20 protein-coding genes and 4 tRNA genes are annotated in these 20,966 nt (G+C 37.2%); 7 read left to right on the top strand and 17 right to left on the bottom strand.

Going from position 1 to position 20,966, the window contains the following annotated elements; translation table 11 throughout:
* Positions 1-110 precede the first annotated feature (110 nt).
* The 5 genes from MW695_RS09115 to MW695_RS09135 form a co-directional block, all read right to left on the bottom strand.
* Positions 111-203, bottom strand: a tRNA-Ser gene (locus tag MW695_RS09115).
* Positions 204-213: 10 nt separating this feature from the next.
* Positions 214-290, bottom strand: a tRNA-Ile gene (locus tag MW695_RS09120).
* 20 nt (positions 291-310) lie between these two features.
* Positions 311-387, bottom strand: a tRNA-Met gene (locus tag MW695_RS09125).
* A gap of 3 nt (positions 388-390) precedes the next feature.
* A tRNA-Asn gene (locus MW695_RS09130) sits at positions 391-465 on the bottom strand.
* 242 nt (positions 466-707) lie between these two features.
* Complete coding sequence (locus MW695_RS09135) at positions 708-2,336, bottom strand: Na/Pi cotransporter family protein (protein WP_247105001.1); 1,629 nt, start codon at positions 2,334-2,336, stop codon at positions 708-710.
* 285 nt (positions 2,337-2,621) lie between these two features.
* Between MW695_RS09135 and MW695_RS09140 the strand changes: the two genes are divergently transcribed.
* A complete protein-coding gene (locus tag MW695_RS09140; protein ID WP_247105002.1) occupies positions 2,622-3,386 on the top strand; it encodes a DUF1189 domain-containing protein in 765 nt (254 codons plus the stop codon).
* Positions 3,387-3,484: 98 nt separating this feature from the next.
* On the opposite strand, the gene MW695_RS09145 is transcribed toward MW695_RS09140, so the two are convergent.
* From MW695_RS09145 to MW695_RS09155, 3 genes are all read right to left on the bottom strand, one after another.
* Positions 3,485-4,129, bottom strand: coding sequence for an NfeD family protein (locus MW695_RS09145; protein WP_247105003.1), 645 nt, complete (start codon positions 4,127-4,129; stop codon positions 3,485-3,487).
* A 195-nt stretch (positions 4,130-4,324) separates the two neighbouring features.
* A complete protein-coding gene (locus MW695_RS09150; RefSeq protein WP_247105004.1) occupies positions 4,325-5,209 on the bottom strand; it encodes a DUF1002 domain-containing protein in 885 nt (294 codons plus the stop codon).
* A 117-nt stretch (positions 5,210-5,326) separates the two neighbouring features.
* Positions 5,327-6,559, bottom strand: coding sequence for an MFS transporter (locus MW695_RS09155; protein ID WP_247105005.1), 1,233 nt, complete (start codon positions 6,557-6,559; stop codon positions 5,327-5,329).
* Positions 6,560-6,670: 111 nt separating this feature from the next.
* Here MW695_RS09155 and MW695_RS09160 point away from each other — a divergent pair, with 111 nt between their 5' ends.
* Complete coding sequence (locus MW695_RS09160; RefSeq protein WP_247105006.1) at positions 6,671-7,033, top strand: hypothetical protein; 363 nt, start codon at positions 6,671-6,673, stop codon at positions 7,031-7,033.
* 194 nt (positions 7,034-7,227) lie between these two features.
* A complete protein-coding gene (gene ispG / locus MW695_RS09165; RefSeq protein ID WP_247105007.1) occupies positions 7,228-8,334 on the top strand; it encodes a flavodoxin-dependent (E)-4-hydroxy-3-methylbut-2-enyl-diphosphate synthase in 1,107 nt (368 codons plus the stop codon).
* A gap of 54 nt (positions 8,335-8,388) precedes the next feature.
* Here ispG and MW695_RS09170 read toward each other — a convergent pair whose 3' ends face one another.
* A complete protein-coding gene (locus tag MW695_RS09170; protein ID WP_247105008.1) occupies positions 8,389-8,883 on the bottom strand; it encodes a DUF4190 domain-containing protein in 495 nt (164 codons plus the stop codon).
* A gap of 145 nt (positions 8,884-9,028) precedes the next feature.
* On the opposite strand from MW695_RS09170, the gene MW695_RS09175 reads away from it, so the two are divergent.
* Positions 9,029-9,616 carry a hypothetical protein gene (locus MW695_RS09175; RefSeq protein ID WP_247105009.1) on the top strand — a complete coding sequence of 196 codons (588 nt, stop codon included), beginning with the start codon at positions 9,029-9,031 and terminating at the stop codon, positions 9,614-9,616.
* Between the two features lie 56 nt (positions 9,617-9,672).
* Here the strand turns inward: MW695_RS09175 and MW695_RS09180 are convergent, their stop codons facing one another.
* The 5 genes from MW695_RS09180 to MW695_RS09200 form a co-directional block, all read right to left on the bottom strand.
* Entirely contained in the window at positions 9,673-9,885 is a 213-nt protein-coding gene (locus tag MW695_RS09180) for a DUF1540 domain-containing protein (protein ID WP_247105010.1), read from the bottom strand.
* Positions 9,886-9,951: 66 nt separating this feature from the next.
* Complete coding sequence (locus MW695_RS09185; RefSeq protein ID WP_247105011.1) at positions 9,952-10,365, bottom strand: Fur family transcriptional regulator; 414 nt, start codon at positions 10,363-10,365, stop codon at positions 9,952-9,954.
* Between the two features lie 46 nt (positions 10,366-10,411).
* Positions 10,412-11,242, bottom strand: coding sequence for a metal ABC transporter permease (locus MW695_RS09190; protein ID WP_247105012.1), 831 nt, complete (start codon positions 11,240-11,242; stop codon positions 10,412-10,414).
* The gene (locus MW695_RS09195) at positions 11,235-12,089 is read right to left on the bottom strand and encodes a metal ABC transporter permease (RefSeq protein ID WP_247105112.1); all 855 of its coding nucleotides are present in this window, start codon (positions 12,087-12,089) and stop codon (positions 11,235-11,237) included. Before MW695_RS09195 ends, MW695_RS09190 begins: the two co-directional genes overlap by 8 nt.
* Positions 12,090-12,093: 4 nt before the next feature.
* On the bottom strand, positions 12,094-12,864 hold the full coding sequence (locus MW695_RS09200; protein WP_247105013.1) for a metal ABC transporter ATP-binding protein: 771 nt from the start codon (positions 12,862-12,864) through the stop codon (positions 12,094-12,096).
* Positions 12,865-13,026: 162 nt separating this feature from the next.
* Here MW695_RS09200 and ppx point away from each other — a divergent pair, with 162 nt between their 5' ends.
* Together ppx and MW695_RS09210 are read left to right on the top strand one after the other, a co-directional pair.
* Entirely contained in the window at positions 13,027-14,574 is a 1,548-nt protein-coding gene (ppx, locus tag MW695_RS09205) for an exopolyphosphatase (protein ID WP_247105014.1), read from the top strand.
* Positions 14,575-14,641: 67 nt separating this feature from the next.
* Positions 14,642-16,762 (top strand): RNA degradosome polyphosphate kinase, encoded by a 2,121-nt coding sequence (locus MW695_RS09210; protein WP_247105015.1) that lies wholly within the window; start codon positions 14,642-14,644, stop codon positions 16,760-16,762.
* Positions 16,763-16,796: 34 nt separating this feature from the next.
* Here the strand turns inward: MW695_RS09210 and MW695_RS09215 are convergent, their stop codons facing one another.
* Positions 16,797-17,867, bottom strand: a complete 1,071-nt coding sequence (locus MW695_RS09215; RefSeq protein WP_247105016.1) for a two-component system sensor histidine kinase NtrB — start codon at positions 17,865-17,867, stop codon at positions 16,797-16,799.
* Between the two features lie 255 nt (positions 17,868-18,122).
* On the opposite strand from MW695_RS09215, the gene MW695_RS09220 reads away from it, so the two are divergent.
* On the top strand, positions 18,123-18,377 hold the full coding sequence (locus tag MW695_RS09220; RefSeq protein ID WP_247105017.1) for a DUF2624 family protein: 255 nt from the start codon (positions 18,123-18,125) through the stop codon (positions 18,375-18,377).
* Between the two features lie 225 nt (positions 18,378-18,602).
* Here MW695_RS09220 and MW695_RS09225 read toward each other — a convergent pair whose 3' ends face one another.
* Both MW695_RS09225 and MW695_RS09230 read right to left on the bottom strand, forming a co-directional pair.
* The gene (locus MW695_RS09225) at positions 18,603-19,505 is read right to left on the bottom strand and encodes a deoxyribonuclease IV (protein ID WP_247105113.1); all 903 of its coding nucleotides are present in this window, start codon (positions 19,503-19,505) and stop codon (positions 18,603-18,605) included.
* A 25-nt stretch (positions 19,506-19,530) separates the two neighbouring features.
* On the bottom strand, positions 19,531-20,877 hold the full coding sequence (locus MW695_RS09230; protein WP_247105018.1) for a DEAD/DEAH box helicase: 1,347 nt from the start codon (positions 20,875-20,877) through the stop codon (positions 19,531-19,533).
* Positions 20,878-20,966: the final 89 nt, after the last annotated feature.

Below are 20,966 nucleotides of genomic sequence, written 5' to 3' on the forward strand. Positions count from 1 at the left end.
CTAAAAAGAGGCAATGAATACTTAAAAACCTTTTTTACTATACCCATGAACGTCTATCCTTAAACAAAATAAAAAAGCCCCTCTAAGGCGCTTTACTGATTTCTTATGTATGGCGGAGGAAGAGGGATTCGAACCCCCGCGCGGTTTAACCCGCCTGTCGGTTTTCAAGACCGATCCCTTCAGCCGGACTTGGGTATTCCTCCATAAATAAGTTGGTGGACCCTGTAGGACTCGAACCTACGACCGATCGGTTATGAGCCGACTGCTCTGACCAACTGAGCTAAGGGTCCTTATTTCTTTTTATGTATAATGGTAGCGGCGGAGGGGATCGAACCCCCGACCTCACGGGTATGAACCGTACGCTCTAGCCAGCTGAGCTACACCGCCACATGGCTCCACAGGTAGGATTCGAACCTACGACCGATCGGTTAACAGCCGATAGCTCTACCACTGAGCTACTGTGGAACATTTCAGAAAGACAAGGATTATAATAACATGACCTATTTAACGTGTCAATCATTTTTTCAAAACTCGTTTAACACTGCTTTCATAAAGTACCATAAATGCTTAGAAGTGACAACCATTTTTAAAAAATACCGTCTCAACTTTTTCAAAACTCTCAACAAAATCGTTAAATTTCCATAACAGAGACGTCCTAAAAAGATACAAAATAACCCTTTATTAGACGCCTCCAACTCATTAAGTCATTAGTGATGATCGTCTGCGATAACCGCTTCTGCAATATTAACTGAATGATCACCAATCCGCTCTAAATTACTAACAATATCAACAAAAACAATCCCGGCAGATCCTGTACATTTTCCTTCATTGACACGTTGGATATGCTTCTTTCTTAGCTTTCTTTCCATCTTGTCAATCTTCTCTTCCTTTTCAATGACAGAATTCGCCATATCATGATCAAGAAGCTCTAATGACTGTATTGCTTCTTTTAGTGTTGACAAAGTTAAATCGCACATTTCCTTTAAATCATCCACTGCGCTTTCTGTTAAATTGACCTTGTTTGCTTTTTGATAATCCTTAAGCTCTACAATGTTTTCAATGTGATCACCAATCCGTTCAATATCGCGAACCGTATCCATTAAAACCGAATGGAGCTTCGAATCTTGAACTGATAACGACCTAGAGGAAATTTGAATTAAGTAATCGGTAATTTTCCGGTCTAAATTATTAATCGCTTCTTCAAATTGAACAGCGATCTCAGCATGACGCTTTTGGCCATTCACCAAATATTGGCTAACTTCAAGTAGACCTTTTTCTGAAAATTCAGCCATACGTAACACTTCCTGCTTCGCTTGTCCTAAGGCAATAGCTGGTGAACTTCCGATGAAACGAGGGTCAAGATGCTTTGCTTTATACTCAATGTTGATCTCATCACCTGGTATAAGCTTCGTCACAATCACCGCCAATACGGCTACGAATGGGAGCTGAATTAATGTATTTGACACATTAAAAATACCGTGCGCAAATGCAATTTGCATTCGTTCATTTAAGCCAAGCTCTACTGATAAGTACGATACTAATTCGTAGAATGGAATAAACAACAATAACACAATAATCGTTCCAATTAAGTTAAAAATGACATGAGTTAACGCAGCACGTTTCGCTGCAATCGAAGCTCCAATTGAGGCTAATATCGCTGTAATCGTCGTTCCGATATTATCACCAAATAAGACTGGCAATGCCGCATCTAATCCCATAGCCCCTTGTTCATATAACTGCTGTAATAACCCAATCGAGGCACTTGAGCTTTGAACCGCAACGGTGAAAATAGTACCGATTAAGACCCCAAGGAGCGGCATATTGCTCATACTTACTGTCAAATCAGCAAACACTTGTAAGTCACGGATTGGTCGCAAGCCATCACCCATTAATTCAAGACCGTAGAATAAAGCTCCGAAACCAAATATAACTTGTCCAAAGTTGTTTACTTTTTTATTTTTAAAGAAAAAAATCAGCGCTGCACCGCATGCGATAATCGGCAATGCATATGCGGAAATTTTAATTCCAATAATGAAGGCTGTAACGGTTGTCCCTACATTTGCCCCCATAATAACGCCAATCGCTTGCTTTAATGTCATAAAGCCGGCGTTCACTAATCCAATTGTTAATACAGTCGTTCCTGTACTTGTTTGTAACAATACGGTTACAAATATTCCTGCAAATACCCCCATTACAGGATTTGTTGTAAATTTGTCTAGAATATCACGTAATCTCTCCCCAGCTACCTTCTGTAGACCATCCCCCATAAATTTAATACCGAATAAGAAAATTCCTAGACCACCAAAAAACATGAACAAGAGCGTCTGTAAATCCAAAATCCTCATCCCTTCATTTGAAAGTCATGTCGCTTCTTTTTTTCTATTTTTTCGACAAAGCTCAACATGGACACCTAGTCTATTATTAAGTATTACATAACGTTTTGTAAACACAAAAGTGAGAAATAATTTAAATAAGTTTTACCATTTTAAAAGAAGCTATGTAAATGGTTCATTTCGAACTCAACTTTCATCAAAAGATCACATTTTAATAACTAAAAACTGACTATATGTTAAAGTTTTGATAATATATATTCGTATCGTTAAATCGGAAAGGAATGTCGTATGAATTTTTCCAGTTGGTTTTATAAAAGCCTTACTCAATTTAAAGTGATCGCTTATAGCCGCTTTCGTCCAATTACATCAACCATTGGTCATGTGTTTTTATTCGTTCTCATAGCAAGTCTTCCATATTTCTTTATCATGAATACATCGATCTATCATTCCGTGCAGCAACTTAAAGATACAATCCATTTAGGATTACCATCGTTTTCCATTGAGAATGGAGAACTACTACTAGAAGAAGACACACCCTATTTTCAATTAAAGAACGATCAGCTAGGGACGCTTCTTTTTGACCCAAATCAATCCTTTTCAGAGGATCACTTAGCCGACAGTCGAGGAATTGTATTCTCACAACATGATCTACATATAATTGATTATAACGAGTCATTGACTGTATCTTACTCGCTATTAGGTTTAAATGGTGTAAATGAAGGAGACATCAATGATCGTGTAGAACAGCTGCATAGCTTCATACCGTTGTTATTAATCATTATCACTCTATTCCTATATGCCATTCTATCTGGTTCTGCTTATTTAGGGATTACTTTATTAGCGTTTCTTGCTCTACCTATTCGACAAAAACGCAACCTTGAATACCGCCACCTTTGGAGCATAGCTGCACATGCGATCACATTACCTACCCTTCTCTTTTTTTGGGTAGATACTTTAATAATCGACCTTCATATCATTTGGTATATCATTGTTAGTATGAGTATGATTACTCTTAGTATTCGTCAAATCCCCCTACCTCGTAAAACAACTTGAGAAAAAACACGATAATTAATATCATTCTGAACTGCTAAAAAGAGTCACATAAGCCAAAAAACAGCTTATGTGACTCTTATCTAGAATCCTCTATTCTATTATTGCTCGTCATTTTCTTCAATCTGTTTAACGACAATGCGAGTTCCATCAACAGAAACGACAATGATATCGGCATTAGCCTCCAGCCACTGTCCACCACTCGTTGCACTGTACTGACGATCTTCAATGACAATTGAACCAGTAGGGCGAAATGGACTTAGTGTTCGACCTTTCTTTCCTACAAGCTCTTTGTATTCATCGTTAATGGAGTTATATCCTAAGTCACCAGTTAGCCGATCCTTTAAGGTCATCCTTGCCCATAAATCCCTTGAAGGAAATACTTTCAAGAAGAGCAACGAGCTGAACCCACCAAGGATAAACCCCATCGAAACAAATACACCATAGAGAAAGGTCGGTGAAGGAATTGCTAGACCTACAATCATTAAGACAACACCTATAAGTGCAACCGAACCATCAGTAATTACCTTCCCGTCTATAATAATGAGTAATAGACCTATAACATATAAAATAACGACCCACATACCTGCATCTGTTGAAACATGGTAAGAGAAAAAAGTTGCCATAATCGCAACACCAAGAATAGCAAAAATCCCTTTCGCTCTCACAAACAATTCACCAATCAAAAATAACGTACCTAAAAATACAAATAAAAAGCCAATTGTTTCAGAATCTAACCATTGCATCATTCCACCTCCTATTCTCACTACACTTTTATTTACGATCATCACATCAATTGGTTTCACTTACTTTCAAAACTAATTATAACAAGTGATATTCTATAAAAAAAGAGTACCGCACATTTTAAAAGGTTGTCCAAAGGAGCTATTTTCTCCTTTAAGAACAACCTCTAGCAAAGTCTATCGCATTGATCGTAAAGATTAACTAAACCAGCCTTTAATGACATCAATGAGACGACTGAAGAAATCCAATACGCTCCGAATAAAGCTTTGTGTTTCTTCACGGTTCAAATAATCACCTAGGTTATCACGTACATTATTAATTTGGTCCTGTACTTGATTCCAGTCAATGTTTAGATCTTTCATTCGCATAAACAACGAAATAAGCCCATTAAGCTCTTCATCTGTTAATGTAATTCCCATTTCATTAGCAATACGTTGGATGAGCGCACGAAGATCCTCTTCCGATTCAATCGGCTGATCTCCTATTTCTTCTTTAATACGATTCATTAATTCAGTCGCATTTTCAGCACCAATCGTATGGCTTAGCTCCCCAGTCTTCACCATCTCTTCATTGGCAATTTGCTTCTGCTCCTCAGGTATTTCGATCTCCATTGCCACTTCGTACGCTTTTAACAGTCCCGTTAAGGCAGCAGTACCCGAAACATCTATTGGTGCTGTTACATAAATGTCTGCATCCTCTACTCCTGCTGTAATTAAAGCATTCATATACATTTCATCAGAAATCCAATCAATTCGATTCGTCTCAACCGAAAGACCTTCTCCACTTTCAAGCAACGTAATTTTTGATGAAGAAAGAGCGTTCGTTCCAATTCTGGCAGCACTAATATAGCTTCCTAAATATTGATGCTCCTCCTCGTTAGAGACATAAACAATGAGGTTGTCCTCTGTCACACCCATTTCATTCATTAGCTGCTGATGCTGTGACTCACTTAAATCCTCTCCTAACGTTACAATGACATCGCCAGGCATTGCATCTGCCAACGCAACAGCAGGTAGAACCGTTGGTAGAAGAAGAAGTCCTATTAAAAAGAACAAAAAGCTTTTTGTTATCAGTCGTTTCATCGTTTTCACTACTCCTCTGCATTCATACTTCCATCATAGATCAATAAAGTACGATCTATTCTTTAAAGAAACACCTTTTCCGACAATAAGAAAAGGGACTTAAGACTTATTTTTAGCTTATATATGTGACATTTTCTCGTGATCACAATCATGTCCAATCGGAAAACAGTGCCAGCTCATCGTCATAAATAAAGCTAATCCACTTATAAAAAAGAAAGCATTAAAAATAAGTTGTTCCATATTTGTCATCCAAATGCCAAACAGAACAGGTCCAAAGGCGACACCTAAAAATCGTATCATTGAATAACTTGCAAAGACTGCACCTCTCGTTTCCTTTGACACAATAGCTGCTAATGCCGCATTAGCAGCAGGCAAGAAAATACCAAGACCAGCTGCAAAGAAAAACATAGCTAGTACAATAAATGAAAAGCTTTCACGAGCAAACAGTCCTAATGTTCCAGCGACCATCAGCATCACACCATAAAGCATCATCCGTTTGTACATATCTGTAGTATTTTTCAAAAAACGTCCAGTTACATAGGAACATACAGTTAGTCCTATAAGAGGAAAAGCGATTATGACTCCATTCCATTCACTTGGAAAAGGAGAAGCTTGTTCTGATACATACGATAAATAAAATAAATAACCGAACAACAAAAACATTCCAACTCCTCCACCATACGTAATTGGAAGAAGCCAACGCCAGTGCTCTTGCCACATTTGATTTTGCGAACGAATCAACTGTTTCAGCGATAGCGACGAGTTAGTTATTGATTCTTTTCGTATTGAAATAAAAATCCCTGCTAAAGCAAGTAGTGCAATAGCTAAATATAAGATAAAACTTATATTCCACGATAAGAGTAACATAAAACCTCCTAAGATTGGACTGATCAATTTCCCCACTCCATTATACACTTCAATTGTACCGAACGCTTTTAACCGTTCTTTCCCATCATATAATTCAGCAATAAAAGCCATTGCTAATGGGCTTACGATTCCAGCGCCTACTCCTTGAATGACGCGTCCTGCAATAAGAAAGTTCCAGGAAGCACTTACATAAAATAAAGAAATTGTGGAGAGGATACACCCTCCTATAATGAGAATCAAGCCAATAGCGCAAATCCGCTTCCGGCCAAAATGATCTGAAACGATACCACCAATTAGGACAAAAAAAGCAGCGGGAACCGAGAAGCTTGTTAAAAACCAACCACTTTCAACAGTTGTTAATTGAAATGTTTTCTGAATAGATGGCACTAGTGGGATGAATAAAGAATTCCCCATTACCATAATAAAAGGCAATAATCCAATAAAAAATATCGAAATCGACATATTGGACCCCTTAGTATTCACTTTATTCACCACCTTTTGCATTATACGAAGAATTTTTTTCCATATTAAGCATAAATCATCCTTTGCAATCATATACTTCTTAAATAAGAGAAGACGGAGGAGGACAAGCATATGAAAAGACTGTTGGCATTTATTCTTATTTTCATTTTTTTATACAGCACTTATTATGATCTAACGATTGGCACTTTACCCAACGGACTCTCTCAAAAAGATCAACAAAGAGACTACTCGTTAGAGTCAGAAACAGAAGCCAATGAAGTACATACAACAGAAGTCATTACGTCAAACAATGAACCATACGAGGTTATTCAAGTAGAGCATGGACAAACCGTTCTTTCTGTCGTCGAGCATTTACATACAGGGCCGATTCCAGCAACGATCCAAGAAATTATATTTGATTTTAAACAATTAAATGGAATTGAACCTGAAGAAATGCAAGTTGGACACGAATATTTATTTCCAATCTATCCCTAATTACCCTTCACTGTTCCGTTTGTTATGAGAAAGATGCACCCTTTTTGTACAACCTCTTAAAGACCATTTATTATGTGAATTTTTAAGTCAGTGAGTTTTATCCTTGCCAAATGAAACAAGTCATTGATAAAATGAATGAGACTGTCTTAGGAATTTGTGAAGGTTTCCCTTCAAAACAAAGGAGCGATTGGTCAATGACCGAACTAGTTCATCGTACAAAAACTCGTCCCGTAAAGGTCGGAAATTTGACGATTGGAGGAAATAATGAAGTTGTCATTCAAAGTATGACAACAACGAAAACACATGATGTAGACGCGACCGTTGCAGAAATTAATCGACTTGAGGAAGCAGGCTGTCAAGTCGTCCGAGTTGCATGTCCAGATATGCGTGCAGCCGAAGCGATCGCAGATATTAAAGCGAGAATTAACATTCCACTTGTAGTGGATATTCATTTTGACTATAAGCTAGCCCTAAAAGCCATTGAAGGTGGAGCTGACAAAATTCGAATTAATCCAGGAAATATTGGTAGACGTCATAAAGTGGAAGCCGTCGTCAAAGCAGCAAAAGAAAAAGGAATCCCTATTCGAATTGGTGTCAATGCAGGATCTTTAGAAAAGCGTATTTTAGACAAGTATGGTTATCCAACAGCAGATGGGATGGTTGAAAGTGCTCTCCATCATATTAAAATTCTAGAGGATCTTGATTTTCATGACATTATCGTTTCGATGAAAGCATCAGATGTGAATTTAGCGATAGAAGCATATGAAAAAGCGGCCAAAGCATTTAGTTATCCCCTGCACCTCGGAATTACTGAATCTGGAACACTCTTTGCCGGAACTGTAAAAAGCGCTGCTGGACTGGGAGCTATTCTAAATTTAGGCATTGGTAATACGGTTCGTATTTCTTTAAGTGCCGATCCTGTAGAGGAAGTGAAAGTTGCTCGAGAGTTATTAAAATCATTTGGATTAGCAGCCAATGCGGCAACTCTTATATCATGCCCTACTTGTGGTCGAATAGAAATTGACCTAATAAGTATTGCCAATGATGTTGAAGAATATATCTCTACAATTAAAGCGCCAATTAAAGTAGCCGTTCTCGGATGTGCCGTAAATGGACCAGGAGAAGCACGGGAAGCTGACATTGGAATTGCTGGCGCTCGTGGTGAAGGCTTGCTTTTCCGCAAAGGAGAAATTGTTCGTAAAGTACCAGAAGAAACAATGGTTGAAGAGCTAAAAAAAGAAGTCGATAAGATAGCGGAAGAATTCTTTGCCAAAAAGGCAGAAGAAGAGACGACTGTTTAATTGTAAAGCAAAGAAAGGGAGTGCTGTTGCACTCCCTTTCTTCATGATCTCCCGCTAGAAAAATGGTGAAAAGAATACGGTCATAATAATGGAAACCGCACCAATACCAATTGCCCAATTCCCCATTGCATTTGATCCAACTCTCCGTGAAATAAATCCTACAACAATACCTGCTGCACCAAGCAAAATCGGTAAGAAAAACAGTGACAATATAGAAAGTACGATCGCAAATGTGCCGACGCCACGACCCGCAGCTACGTCATTCGGATTAGCTTCAGCTGTTTCTGCATCCTCAGAGCGTCTATCTATTCCAATCCCATTTGCATATTCCATCGCTGTTTCCTCATCGTAATCCTCATCATACGTATATTCAGGAGCATACTCTTCGTCGTAGTTTGCTTCTGAATTAAATTCATCATTCGGTTCTGAACTCAAGCCTTGTCCATTGTCACGACCATCAACATGGTTATTAACCAATGTTAATGAGCGATCATTATCATCGACTAAACGAACAGGCTCATTTTGATTTGGCCCTTTGTTTTCTGCCATAAGAAGTCCCTCCTTTTTGAGATATGTTCGGGGAACAGTTTTAGTATGACTCAACCTTTTCAAAATTATCGGTGTTAAACTTTACAAATTTATAACTAGACCTCGATTCAAAATTACTGTAAGGTAAAGTTGTTGAGGTGATAATATGAAGAAGAAACGTATGGGTTTTGACATTGACGGGACAGTTACCGATCCAAATACATTTATTCCCTACCTAAATAAGCATTTCAAAAAAAATTTAACGCTAGATCATTTGATTGAATACGACTTAACGTCAATATTAGGTATTACTGAAGAACAATTTTGGGAGTGGATGGGACAGTTTGAAGGAACGATCTATTCAGAAGCTCCGATTGCAATGAATGCAGAACAAACGCTACATGAGTGGAACAAACATCATGATCTTGTTTACATTACAGCAAGAAGGAAGCATTTAACTGATATTACCCATCAATGGTTTACCGAAAAACAATTACCTTTTGATCACATTGAATTAGTTGGCAAGCACGATAAGCTAGACGCCATTAAAGAACACGCAGTAGACATATTTTTTGAAGACAAGCATGATAATGCAGTCGCGATAGCTGAAGAGTTTCAAATTCCTGTCATCTTATTAGATACTCCCTACAATCGCCTACCAGCACCTGAACTCGTCATTCGTGCTACAAATTGGTTAGAGGCAAAAGCATGGGTGGAAAGATGGTTAGCAGAGCAAGCGTTACAACGCCAATAAACATCTTTCACTATAAAAAGAGTGTGGCTAAGAAGAACGCCACACTCTTTTTTATTTTATTTACATTTCGGTTTAAACGTATGACAGCACGTTTGTGCAGGCTCCTGTGCGTGATTCGTTTGCTCACTTAATTCTTCACTAAATTCTGCAGAATAGTCACGTTCAGCATGCGCATCCATTTCCACTAAAATCGCTTCCGCTTGACAACGGTTTCCATTTCCCCAATAAGAACAGTTTGATACATGACACTTCACAACCGGCTTGGCCATTTGTATCCCCCTCCTGATTTTTAGCTTGTACAAGCGAAGGGAAATCACTCGTGTGAAGTGTTGGCATTATGACTTACAATCTTCACACTTACCATAAATTTCGAATTTATGTCCTGTTACCTCAAAGTCAGGATATGAACTTGAAATCGAATCCATTGGACAGTTATCAATATGCTTTGTTTTCCCGCATTCTAAGCAAATTAAATGGTGATGGTGAGAGTTCGTAGAACATGTAAAACGAAATCGTTTTTCTCCGTCTAATTCTGTTGTTTCCAATATTCCTAATTCCGAAAACAAAGCTAAATTACGATAAATCGTGTCAAAGCTCATACCTGGGTAATCAGGCTGTAAGAACTCTAACACATCTTTAGCCGACAAATACCTTTTTTCGTTCGCAAATAGATGTAGCATATCCTCACGTTTACCTGTGTGCTTATATCCACGTTCCTTTAGGCAATCCATTGCTTCTGTTACATTCATTCCTAACCACTCCTCTTACCGATGTAGCCTGTATATAATTGACGATTTATTTAAATAGTACCTGCTTTCCTTTCTTATATACTAACACCAAAGTAAGAATAAACAAAGCAACAATCACGATCATCCCACCTGTAGCAATCATAAACTGATAAGAAAGGTACATGCCCATTAATACAGCAAGTTCAGCAAAGATAATCCCATATAAAAGGAGTTGCTTAAAGCTTTTCGCTAATTGAATACTCGTTGCCACGGGAATGACAATCAAAGCGCCTATTAACAAAATACCGACGACTTTAATCGACATCGAAATCATAAATGCTGTTAAAATGGCAAAAATTAAATTGATTGCTCGTACAGGAATTCCTGATGTTTTTGCGAACTCGTGATCAAATGATACGGAAATAAACTCTTTGTATAAAAGTAAAACAACCGATAAGATCACAATTGTCGTTGCTAAAATAAAATAGATGTCACCCATTGTTACACTGACAATGCTTCCAAACAAGTACGAATACCATTCCTGATAGCCCGTCCTTGCTAAGCTAATGAAAATTGCACTCAATCCAATCCCTGTAGACAAAATGATTGGAACAGCTAATTCCTGAAAATCCTTATAAATCAATCGTAGCCGTTCTGTCAACAGAGCCCCTACTATCGCAAACAATAAACCGAAGAAAATAGGACTAACAGATGAAAACCAATGACTCATCGTTCCTAATAAAACACCTGCTGATATTCCTGTTAACGTAATATGTGAAATCGATTCTGAAATAACAGACACTCTTCGAACGAGTAAAAACGAACCAATAATTGGTGCTATCAACCCAATGATCACTCCTGCAACGATCCCACGTTCAATAAATGATAATTCAATCATATAAGTCGACCTTCTTTCTCTTGATTGTCGTTTTTACCGTTAGTGAAAGAAGTAAGATACAAACAGCCACCATCACAATCATTCCACCAGGTACAACATCGAGATAAAAGGCTGAAATAAGACCAACAATAACTGAAAGCTCACCAAATACGATCGAATAAACAAATAATTGCTTAAAGCCTTTTGCAAATCGCATCGCTGCTGCAACAGGTAACGTCATAAGTGCTGATACGAGTAAAATTCCGACGATTCTCATTGAAACAACAATGACTAAAGCCACCATCACAATAAAAATAAAATGAACGAGCTTTCGATTAATTCCTGACACAATGGCTTGATCTTCATCAAAGGATAAAAAGAATAATTCCTTAAAAAATAGTACAATCACAATAAAGACAAAGCCTGTAATGACAGTTATTGTCCATACATCTTGTCTACTGACTGCCATAACAGTTCCAAATAAATATTGAAACAAATCATTATTAAAACCATTTGCTAATGAAAGAAAAACAACACTTAACCCAATACCACCTGATAAAATAATTGGTATCGCAATTTCTTTATAATACGTATACGCTGTTCTCAGCTTTTCAATTAGCAATGAGCCAATAACCGAAAAGAACATCCCCATCGAATAAGGACCAACAACAGGAAGCTGAGGCCATGTCTTACCGATAAATAAACTTGCAGCAATTCCAGCTAGCGCAATATGAGATAAGGCATCTGCAATAAGAGAGAGTCTCCTCACAACAAGAAAGACACCTAATAGCGGAGCCAAAAAACCAATTAATATTCCTGCATATAGTGCATTTTGTAGAAACTCGTACCGTAAAAACAACTCAACCATTTCGTTAATGACCCCCATGATTATGAGTGAGCAAATGTACGTCATGACCATAAAAGGCCGATAAGTCTTGATTGGCTTCAAAATCAGCTGTGTTGCCATGAAAATGAAGAGACTTATTAAGACAGGCAACATCTGTTACATGATTAGTCATTGCCCCAATGTCATGAGTCACCATAATCAATGTAATGCCTTTTTCACAATTTAATTGATCAAGTAAGGAATAAAATTGCTGTACACTTTTCACATCAACACCAACTGTCGGTTCGTCAAGAATAAGAAGCTCAGGATCACTAACTAAGGCACGAGCGATAAAGACACGCTGCTGCTGACCCCCAGAAAGTTCGCCAATATTTTGGTGAAGATATTCACTCATTCCTACTATTTCAACCGTCTCTCTAACTTTTTGCCTATGCGCTTTTGTTAAGAAACGAAACATCCCCACTTTTCCATACAATCCCATTGATACGACCTCAAATACAGTAGCAGGAAAACCACTATTAAAACTGTTAGCCTTTTGTGAAACAAACCCAATTTTATCCCACATACGAAATTTAGACACTTTCGTACCGAACAATTCTATTTGACCTTGTTGCATCGGTAACAAGCCAAGCATTAACTTAATAAGTGTAGATTTACCAGAGCCATTTGGTCCAACTAATCCTAAAAAGGCTCCCCTCCGTACAGTAAAAGATATATCCTCAAGGACGTTTCGATGATCGTAACGAAAAGAAACTTGATTCATTTTTATGGCTTCATTTAATTGCTGTTTCGTCATCTTTGTCCACCTTCTTTATTCATATAATTGAGTAAGAATAATTACGATTTAAATTGTATCCTTTCCTATTATAGACCTTTTTTGTCATCTGTCCACCCATAAGCTATACTAATGAAAAGTTCCTTCATTTTATTGAAAACTGATTTGGTTAGGAGTGCTAGTATGTCTACTTTATTTGCGATCGTTGATATGGGATCGAATTCGATACGTCTTGTCATAAATGAAATTGAAAAAAATGGACGTTATAAGGAGCTATATAATTTTAAAACCGTTGCACGATTAAGCTCTCACCTTGATGATCAAGGTATTTTATCAAATAATGGGATTCAATTGATTCTTGATACGTTATCTCGTTTCCAAACCATTTTGAACGCTCACCGAATTAAAAATGTGCAGATTATTGCTACTGCTGCGATGCGCAAAGCTGAAAATAAACAAGAAATTATCAAATTAATAAAAAAGAAACTAAACCTCGACATCCAAATTTTATCTGAATATGAAGAGGCTTTTTATGGTTACTTAGCAGTCGTTAATTCGATGTCAATTGAAACCGGACTTACGATTGATATCGGTGGTGGAAGTACAGAGATTACTTATTTTCATAACAGAAAGCTCGTTTACTATCATAGCTTTCCATTTGGAGCCGTTACGTTGCAAAAGCAGTTCTTTTCTTCTGATCGGTCGCAATCGAAACAAATTCAGCTATTACGAAGGTTCATCTTAAATCAACTCAAGTCCTTATCGTGGCTAAAGTCACTAACAGTCCAATCTGTTATCGGCATTGGCGGGAGTGCTCGTAATTTATCTTTGATACACCAGAGGCAATCACAATATCCACTTACGGGTATCCATCAATATGAATACCCTACAAGCGAACTCATGCAGTTGAACCAACAGCTTCAACGAACGAATTACGAACAGCGTTTAACGATTGATGGTTTATCAAAAGATCGAGCGGACATTATTATACCTGCAGCTGAAGTAATTGCATCCATTGTTCATTATGTTAAAGCCGAAACATTCATTATGAGTCGTAAAGGATTAAGAGACGGTGTCTTTTATGAAGAATTACTACGTAAGATGGAAACAACCTTTTTTCCTAATGTCGCTGAGGAAAGTTTATTTCAATTAGCAAAATCCTACGAAATACAATTGAATCAAGCTAATCAAATTCATTTCATCGCAAAGAAATTATATGAACAACTCTCACCTCTTATGGTGAACCATAATGAAGATGAAACCTTGCGCATCCTTCGTTATGGAGCGAATGTTTTTTATATGGGGCAATACATTAATCAGGAAATGAGTAGTCAAAATACGTTTTACTTGCTAACAAACATGACCATTGATGGTTTAAGTCATCAGGAACGGCTCGCGATCGCTTTACTTGCTTCCTTCAAATCAAAATCTCAGTTACAAGCATACGCGAAGCCTTTCAAAAAACTTTTATCTAAGACCCATTTGAAATTATATGAAACATTAGGTGCTATTTTAAAAATCGCTTATGTCCTTGATTGTACACATCAAAAAGCCATTATCGATATCGGACAAATAAAAAAAGGTAAAACAGGCTACGTCATTCCTATTATTTATAAGAATGACCCTTACTTTGAGCAATTTTACGCAGACAAATATATAAAACATTTAGAAAAAGCGCTAAAACACTCCTTTGCCTTACATTTTCAAGAGGCTACCGTTCTATCTCACTAATCTTTACATAAAATTTACAATCGAATGTTAAAATGAAGTAATGAACTGTAGAGGAAGGTTGAGTTACATGGTGCAAAGTCAAAATGATACTAAAAAAATAATGATAGACCTTGAAAACCCAGCTTATTATAACAATCGAGAATTAAGTTGGCTTGCATTTAATGAACGTGTATTAGAAGAAGCTATTGATGAGCGAAACCCTTTGTTAGAACGACTTAAATTTTTAGCCATATTTAGCTCAAATCTTGATGAATTTTTTATGGTCAGAGTGGCTGGACTCCAAGACCAAGTAAAGGCAGGATTTAATAAACCAGAAAACAAGGCTGGATTAACACCTAAGCAGCAGCTTAGTCGCATCTCGAAAAAAAATCACGCATTAGTGCAATTACAAGATAACGTGTTTACTGAAACATTGCTACCGATGCTTTACCATGAAGGATTTCAATTCTTATCTATTGATGAATGTGATGTTGAACAACTTTCCTTCCTAGAGGATAAGTTTCAGCACTACATTTTCCCAGTTTTAACACCAATGGCAATAGACGCCTATCGACCTTTTCCAATGCTTCTTAATAAGAGCTTAAACCTCGCTGTCTTATTAACGAAGCATGGTCAATCAGACCGTGATCAGCTCGCTATCGTTCAAGTTCCTGCAGTACTAACAAGATATATACAGCTACCTGAAACAAAAGGTAAGGAACAATATATATTACTTGAACATGTCATTAGCCATTTTATTTATCAATTATTCAAGGGATATACTGTGAAGTCCGTTTCACCTTTTCGAATAACAAGAAATGCCGATTTAACGATTCATGAAGAGGGGGCACGAGACTTGTTAAGTGAAATTGAAAAGGAATTAAAAAAACGAAAATGGGGCGAGGCAGTCCGCCTTGAAATGCAAGAAGGAATGATGGATCAAAATGTTCTGCATTTGCTTCAAGATGTACTTGAATTGCACGAGAATGATATTTATTCGTTACAAGGGCCTTTAGATCTTACCTTTTTATTTAAGCTTTATAAACAACTATCTATAGAACATGAGCATTTAGCCAATGAAACATGGATTCCACAACCTCCAGAGGATTTAATTGGTGAAGAAGATATTTTTGATGCTATCTCAAAAAAAGATATTTTCTTACATCATCCATATGAGTCCTTTCAGCCTGTCGTTGATTTCATGACTAAAGCGGCTGATGATCCAAATGTATTAGCCATTAAACAAACGCTCTATCGTGTGAGTGGCGATTCACCGATCATTCACGCATTAGCACTCGCTGCAGAAAATGGAAAACAAGTGACCGTCCTAGTCGAGTTAAAAGCACGCTTTGATGAAGAGAATAATATTCAATGGGCAAAAAAACTAGAAAAAGCTGGCGTTCACGTCATTTATGGCATTACTGGCTTAAAGACACATAGTAAAATTACGCTCGTTGTACGTCATGATCACGGACAAATTCAAAGATTTGTTCATTTAGGTACTGGTAATTATAATGATTCGACGGCAAAGCTATATACCGACATGGGGCTATTAACTTCAAATGAGAAGATTGGTATTGATGCAACGAATTTTTTTAATCATTTAAGCGGCTATAGCGAAAAGCCTAATTGGCACTTTCTATCTACCGCTCCACTTGATATTCGCGATACGTTCGTCATGCTTATAGAACAAGAGATTCAAGCTCATCTCGAATCAGGAAACGGACGAATTATCGCCAAAATGAATTCACTTACTGACAAACCGTTGATTTTAAAGCTATATGAAGCTTCTCAAGCCGGAGTAGAAATAGATTTAATAGTAAGAGGAACTTGCTGTCTTCGCCCAGGTATCGAAGATGTGAGTGAAAATATTCGTGTGATCAGTATCGTTGACCGTTTTCTTGAGCATAGCCGTATTTTTTATTTTCATCATGGCGGAGACGAAAGGTTCTATCTGTCTTCGGCAGATTGGATGACACGCAATATGGAAAAAAGAATCGAAATTCTCTTTCCGATTATCTCACCTTCCATACAAGCGCGAATTAAAGATATTTTAGAACTCACCTTAATGGATAATATGAAAGCACGTGAACAAAAACCCGATGGAGATTATCAATACATCGAACGCCCCGCTCAAAAGCAACCGATACAAAGTCAACTGTACTTCTATGAAATGGCTTCCCGTTTTTTTATAAGCGACGCTGAATAGGCAAAGACGGTTCCTCCGTCTTTGCTTTTCTTATTTATTGGCTTTCCCTTTCCATATGTGTTGGTATAGTAATAGTCACCGTTGTACCTACATTATACGTACTTTTAATTTGAAAGCTACCACCATGATCCTCAACAATTTTTTTACAAAGGGCCACTCCAATACCCGTTCCACTTTTTTTAGTTGTGAAAAAAGGGCGACCGATTTGAGCAAGAACGTCCTCAGGAATACCTTTTCCATTGTCCTCAACTGAAATCGTATAGTATTCGTTATTCAAAGTAGTCTGAATATGCAACCTGCGTTCTACGTGCTCCTGTTCAAAAGCTTCAATTGCATTTCGTAAAAGATTTAACATGACTTGCTTAATCATTGATTCATTTACAAGAACTTTAACCTCTGACTCAATAAATTGATACGATAAATGAACGTTATGCAATAAACATTCTGATTTCATAATCTCGACTAATGACTGCATAATATCCAATGGTGAATGAATATTTCGACCACTTTTCTTCTTTGATACCGAAAGAAAATCTTCTATAATCGCATTCATACGATCAAGTTCAGATAAAATCGTGGAATAATATTTTTCATAATCATTTGTTAAATTAGATAGCTGCATAAATCCTTTGATGACCGATAATGGATTACGTAATTCGTGAGCAACACCTGCAGCAATATGTGACACCGCTTCCATTTGATGATGAAAGGTTAATAAATTTTGAAACTGCTTTTGTAAACTTTTGTCTTCTATACAAATGATCACACGATCCATCGAGTAAGGTAATGCTTTCACAGAGTAAAGATTTTCTTCTAGTTCACATTCTACTGTCACACGTTCCCCACTCATCAATACTTTTTTTGTAGCAGTTTTCATAGCTGAAAAAATCGGATGACTTAATTCCATTTCAGTTAATGATTTGTGTACAACATTATTTTCTTCAAGACGTAACGATTCTAAAACCGAATCATGACATTTAACAATATACAGCTGGTTATTTACTTCAAGATAAGGAATGCCAAGATACTCCATCAACTTGTAGTCTGGTTCATTCGAATGACCTTTTTTTATGGATATGATCGAATTCATATGAGATGCATCCATTAAATATCGCACTCCTTTTTTTACCTTTGTAAAGCAATTTCTATCACATTCCACAAATTAACAAGGCTATACATGCACATGTATTCATTAATAAACTTTCGACTAACTTTCTAGAAAATCCTTTTTTTTACTTAAATTATTTCTAGTTTTTCGAATTATACTCTTTGATTAAATCACCATTTATGATCGTTTTCATATACTAAACACATAAGCGTAGCCCATTTTATCATTAAGTATGTTGAAAGAGGTGTCCTGATGAATAGTATTATGCAACAGCTTGTTAATCAGAAAGTTAATTCGATCACATCACCTGAACTTATTCAATTAGCAAAGCAATATAACGTTGCTTTAAGTAAATCACAAGCAGATAAAGTGATCACTATTTTACGTTCAGAACATATTAATGTCGCTGACCAAGCACAACTCGAACGCATGCTACATCGTCTCCAAACGGAAGTCGATCCATATGTCACATCCGTCATTCAGCAGCTTTTAAAGCAATTTCTATAGGCGTTGTGCGAAGCCGTTACAACGATTTTAAGGGTTGTTATGAATTTGGGTTCTTTCAAATATCGTGTAACGAGTGAAGCGATTACCACCCGCGAATTCACTTGGATCTTCTTTGATTTCTCCGTAACCACTTCTGTAAAATATAACGTTTTCATTTTTATAAAAAAACGTTTAGTCCGCTTCCTCGCATAGACTAAACGTTTTTTATTTTTAAATGGGATATCACTATCCATTTGCACCGATAATTTTTTCAAGCAAACTATTTTCAAATTCACCTTTTGTTAACATTTCAATTTCATGCTTATATGGTGGTTTTTTGTTTTTCTTATCTTCACCAACATATGGCGTTTCCAAAATTTTTGGAACGTCTTTTAATTGTGGGTGGTGCACAATATAATGAAGTGCTTTATAACCAATATGACCAAAGCCGATATTTTCGTGACGATCTTTCGCTGCTCCTCTTTCATTTTTACTATCATTTACATGTAATACTTTTAATCGATCTAATCCAATAATGCGGTCAAACTGATCTAATACACCATCAAAATCTTCTACAATGTTGTAACCCGCATCGTGTGTATGACATGTATCAAAACAAACAGATAACCTCTCATTATGAGTAACACCATCCATAATAGCAGCTAATTCTTCAAATGAGCGCCCACATTCAGAACCTTTCCCTGCCATTGTTTCTAAAGCAATTTGGACATCACGCTTTTCTTCAAATACTTCATTTAATCCTGAGATAATCTTTTCAATTCCTGCTTCTGAACCTGCTCCAACATGAGCGCCTGGATGCAGAACAATTTGCTTTGAGCCTAGCGCCTCTGTCCGTTCAATTTCAGAACGCAAAAACCGAACTCCCAATTCAAATGTTTCTGGTTTAGTTGTATTTCCAATATTAATAATATACGGTGCATGAACGACAATGTCGGACATGCCATTTTGTTTCATATGCTCTTGTCCTGCTTCTATATTTAATTCATCAATGGCTTTTCTTCTTGTATTTTGCGGAGCACCTGTATAGATCATAAACGTCGTAGCGCCATATGATACAGCTTCTTCACTTGCACCTAATAGCATTTTCTTTCCATTCATGGATACGTGTGAACCAATTTTCAATGTCATCATTTCTCTCTCCCTTTAGGCATTGCTATTTTTTCTGTCTTCTTTTTCGCCTTGCTTGTTCATCCTGTAATCGCTTTGCTTTTTTCTTATATCCTGGTTTTACTCTTTTTGGCTTAGCAACAGCTTTTCCACCTGTATTAACCTTCTCCACTTTTTTATGTGGACGGCTATCTTCTGTTTGACGATTTATACTTTTTCTCTTTCCAGGAACCCCTAATGGTGGTCGATCTAGCATGATCCAGTTTCCTTGCTTATAATCAGCGTACGTAAATGAAATACCTCTCTTTAATAGCTTCTCAATCGCCTGTTGATCCTCTGATTCAAAAATAGTAAAAGCAATACCATCTGCACCAGCACGCGCCGTTCGGCCAACACGATGAATATAAAAATCTAAATCTTGAGGCAAATTATAATTAATAATATGACTTACTCCTTTAATATCAATACCTCTTGCTGCTAGATCCGTTGCAACTAAATATTGAACCTTCACCTCATTAACAAGTCTCATCACTTGTTTTCGTGCTCTCGGTTGTAACCCGCCATGCAATTTCTCTACATTTAGGCCCTCATGCAGCAGCCTATTTGCAACCTCATCAGCTTGTTCCTTCGTATTTGTGAATATAATCGCTAAATATGGATTAATTGATTTCGCTAACTCAGCAACAAAGTCTAATTTAGCTCGATGACGTAACGGTACAATTCGATGTTCTATTTTTTTCGCTGCCACTTGATTAGGTTGAACTTGTACATGACGTGGATCATTCATATATTTTTTCAAGAAAGGCTGTAGCTTTTCAGGAATGGTCGCAGAAAACACCATCATTTGCAACTGTTCGTCCATCCTAGATGCAACTCGATCCACATCATCAATAAAGCCCATATCGAGCATTTGATCAGCTTCATCGACAACAAGCATTTTTGCTGTATGAACATGAAGAACTTGATCTTGCACTAAATCAGCTAATCGACCTGTCGTGCCTACGACTATTTGAGGCTGTACTTTCATCCCTTCAACAATTCGCTGTCGATCCGTACCACCGACTAATAACTTTACATGAACACGCTGTTCCTCGTTTGCGACATCAACGAGATTCTTTAACTCATTAAAAAGCTGAGATGCTAACTCTCTTGTAGGCGCTGTAATGACAGCTTGTACTTCATGTCTTGCTAAATCAATCTTATCAATGATCGGTAATAGAAAAGCCAACGTCTTTCCTGTTCCGGTTTGAGATTGTCCAATCACGTCTTTTCCACTCTTAATTGCCGGGATAAGCCGCTCTTGAATATCTGTTGGAAGCTGAAACCCTTGTTCACTTAACGCTTCAATTAAATATGATTTTAGGTTAAATCGTTTAAAATTATCTGCTTTCATATCAATTCCCACTTTCTCCTGCATCATCGCAATAGTTCATTTTACCATACTCTTTTATAGCTTGGCTATAATCACAGCAAGTATCACAT

It is taken from the genome of Halalkalibacter sp. APA_J-10(15), assembly GCF_023017105.1.
Lineage (GTDB): Bacteria > Bacillota > Bacilli > Bacillales > Bacillaceae_D > Halalkalibacter.